General features: G+C 67.1%; 1 protein-coding gene. It reads right to left on the minus strand.

Features of this window, described 5'->3' with window-relative positions:
- The coding region (locus tag ACR9ZK_RS22490; protein WP_481344146.1) for an ATP-binding cassette domain-containing protein at nucleotides 1–258 on the minus strand (258 nt) is incomplete at both ends.

The raw sequence follows: 258 nt of genomic DNA on the forward strand, positions 1-258 counted from the left end.
TCTCAGCGCCTCCGTCAGCTGCGTGCCGAGCGAAAGGGTGGGATTGAGCGAGGTGCCGGGGTCCTGGAACACCATGCTGATCTGCTTGCCGCGCATGCGGCCGACTTCGGCCGGCGATTTCGCCGCGAGATCTTCCCCTCGCAGCCGGATGGCGCCGCCGACCTCGCGGGCATTGTCGGGCAGGTAGCGCATGATCGACCAGGCAAGCGAGGTCTTGCCAGAACCGGATTCGCCGACGAGACCGAGGATTTCCCCGGC

This window comes from Monashia sp. HAY1-5C, from assembly GCF_056755255.1.